This is a genomic window from Candidatus Frankia alpina (genome assembly GCF_902806485.1).
Lineage (GTDB): Bacteria > Actinomycetota > Actinomycetes > Frankiales > Frankiaceae > Frankia > Frankia alpina.
The window spans coordinates 1-2,707 of sequence record NZ_CADCWT010000398.1 but is presented as its reverse complement, the minus strand read 5'-3'; the positions used below and the strand labels follow the sequence as shown (position 1 = coordinate 2,707).

Sequence of the window (2,707 nt, the reverse complement as noted above, 5' to 3'; positions counted from 1 at the left end):
TGATCAGCAACCGACGCGGCACTGGCCAACCAACGAAGCTCCGCCGACGACGCATGAACGAAGCAAGCCCGGCTGGACGAGCGCGCCCCAAGGCCAGATGATCATCTGGGTTAAGCCCGGGTGCTGAAGGTCTTGCGACTCGTGGCGCAGGCAGGGCGACGCCGACCATGAGCAGCGCTGCTGACGATCAGTACAGATCGATGTTGGACACCCGGTGCCGGGTTAGGCAGGCTCGATCGAGGCCTCGACGACGTCGACTCCCACGCCGGCCGCCGCCGGGCTGCCGGCGAGCCGTCAGTGAAGGCCCTCCGGGCCCGGGCCCATGAGCGACGGGCGACCGCGGAAGGGAGTCACGGTGTCCGAGACGGCGACGTTCAGCCCGACGACACCCAGGCAGGCAGCAGCCGAGCCGACGACAGCCAAGACAGCGACGGACCAGGGGCCGCCGGCGGCCCCTGGTCCGTGGGCGTTGCTCACCATCGACGTGCAGAACGATTTCGCTCGAGCCGACGGCCCCGGCGCCATCGAGGGAACCGAGGCACTGCTGCCAGCGATGGCCCGCGCCGCCGCTGGCTTCCGCGCCGCCGGGTTGCCGGTGTTCCATCTGGTCCGGCTGTACCTGCCCGACGGCTCGAACGCGGAGCGGTGCCGGCGCGCCTCGATCGTCGCTGGCAGGCGCCTGGTCTGTCCCGGTACCGATGGCAGCCAGCTCCATCCGGCGCTGGCGCCGCCCGGCGGCGGCATACGACTGGACGACCGCGCGTTGCTGGCGGGTGCCGCACAGCAGGTGGGCCCGCGGGAGTGGGTGCTGTTCAAACCCCGTTGGGGTGGGTTCTACGGGACGCGGCTCGCCGACGAGCTCCGGGGGCTCGGCGTCGGCACAGTGGCCGTGGTCGGCGCCAACTTCCCCAACTGCCCCCGGACGACCGTCTACGAGGCCAGCGAGCGCGACTTCGACGTGGTGGTCGTCGCCGATGCGATCTCCCGGGTCTACCCGCGAGGCCTGGCCGAGTGCCGCGACATCGGTGCCCGGGTGCTCAACACCGCCGAACTCATCGACGCGCTGGCTCCCGCCGCCGGCACGACGACTACTGCATCGCCCGGCGGGTGAACCCGTCGAGGAGCGCGGCGAGACCTGCCGGGTCGGTGAGTATCGGCGGGTGGCCACCGGGAATCTCCACGGGGTCGATGCCGAACGCGCTGCGAACCCGGACCCGCTCGGTCTCGACAGCGAACAGTTCGTCGTCGGTGGCGCAAACGACGACGGTGGGCTGCGCAGCCCGCTCGTCCCGGCCGGGGGGTATCCGCCGGCAGCGGGGGCCATCGGCCGCAACCGGGCCGCCAGCGGCGGGCACGCGACGGCTCCAGCCGCCGGTAGAGTGTCGCGACCGCCACCTGCGGATCCCAGGAGCTGGTGCCGTCGGGCCCGACCGGCGGCCAGGGAAAGTCCTGGCGCAGCGGGCAGCCCCGCCGGGCAGGGCCGCGCGTAGGTAGGGGATGGCGCGCCCTGCCAGGCGCTGGTCCGGACCGCCATCGGTGGCGACGCGCTGGCGGTGCAGGTTCGGCGACCCGGCGGCCGATCTCACCCGCGTCCTTGGGCAGGTGCTCGCCCGCCACGACCGGATGTCGGGCGGACCGTCCTGACCTGTCGTCGCCCGTCAACGTCGTCGGTGGCGCCGGCGCGTGGCAAGTGTGCCGCGGGCCGGGAATCCTCAGGACCACGTAGCAACAACCGCGCCGGGAGTCGTTGTCCATCTGTTTCGAATAACCCCTCGGGGGCGACTATGCCGACCGGTCGAGAGGCTCCCGCGAGGCGGCATCGACCCGCGATTTTCGCCCAACGGATGCACGACCATCGCTCCGTGTTGGTCCCATGGACATACATCGACACAATCTGCGGTCAGCGGGAAAGGTGTCGCGTTGATCTGCGCATGCCGGAGCATGGGTGTGGCCCGCCAGTTTGTGGGCCTGCGGCGTACCTCTCGACCGACCCGGCACGGCCGCGGGTCATTCCGGTCAGGACCCCGAATGGTTTCGCACTCCACGCATTGGGGCGAATGATGACCACGGGGCCCTGGAGCGCCAGGAAATCATCCGCCGGGGCCGCGGCGCCTCTACCCATCAACGACCAGGACCCAGCGGTTCAGCACCTCACCGACTCCACACTCCACCAGCTCGGCACCCTCACCAGCTCAGCAGCCTCGGCGGCTCGGCGGGCCACCGGCTCGACGCGCCGACGGCCAACGAGCTGGCAGGTTACACAGAGCCGCAAGTCGGTCCAGATATGAGCAATCCGGACGAAGCAGTCAGACTGCCGCACACCCGACAGGCAACGCGGAGCGAGCGGCGGGAGAGGCGCCCAGGGGCCCCTATGGTCACTTCAGGCTACGCGAACCTGTCGACTGGACTAGTAGAGCAGTCCCGACAGGCTCTGGTCCCCACCGGCGATTCGCGCCGCGTATGGTGCGGCCCCTCGGTGGGCCCTGGCGCTTCCACCCGCCGAGGGGCGGTGGCCGGCCGCTCAGCTACCCCCGGTGTGGCGGCAGGGCACGATCCGATACCCGGCGATGCCGGCCAGCGTGTGGGCGTGTTCCTCCGCGAGCTGCACCGAGGACCAGCCGACGAGCGTCTCGACCGGGCTGCCGTTCTCATCGAGCACCGTGATCGCGAAATCCAGCGCCCGCGGCACCTGCGGCGGGGTCCAGTG

The 2,707-nt window shown here is 71.0% G+C and carries 3 protein-coding genes; 1 reads left to right on the top strand and 2 read right to left on the bottom strand.

Annotation, left to right across the window (positions count from 1 at the left end):
- The first annotated feature begins 355 nt into the window (after window positions 1-355).
- Window positions 356-1,111, top strand: coding sequence for a cysteine hydrolase family protein (locus G6R25_RS23215; RefSeq protein WP_235949487.1), 756 nt, complete (start codon window positions 356-358; stop codon window positions 1,109-1,111).
- On the opposite strand, the gene G6R25_RS23210 is transcribed toward G6R25_RS23215, so the two are convergent.
- Both G6R25_RS23210 and G6R25_RS23205 read right to left on the bottom strand, forming a co-directional pair.
- Complete coding sequence (locus tag G6R25_RS23210) at window positions 1,089-1,355, bottom strand: hypothetical protein (protein WP_163554564.1); 267 nt, start codon at window positions 1,353-1,355, stop codon at window positions 1,089-1,091. The genes G6R25_RS23215 and G6R25_RS23210 overlap by 23 nt on opposite strands.
- 1,166 nt (window positions 1,356-2,521) lie before the next feature.
- The coding region (locus G6R25_RS23205; protein WP_161983164.1) for a hypothetical protein at window positions 2,522-2,707 on the bottom strand (186 nt) is incomplete at its 5' end.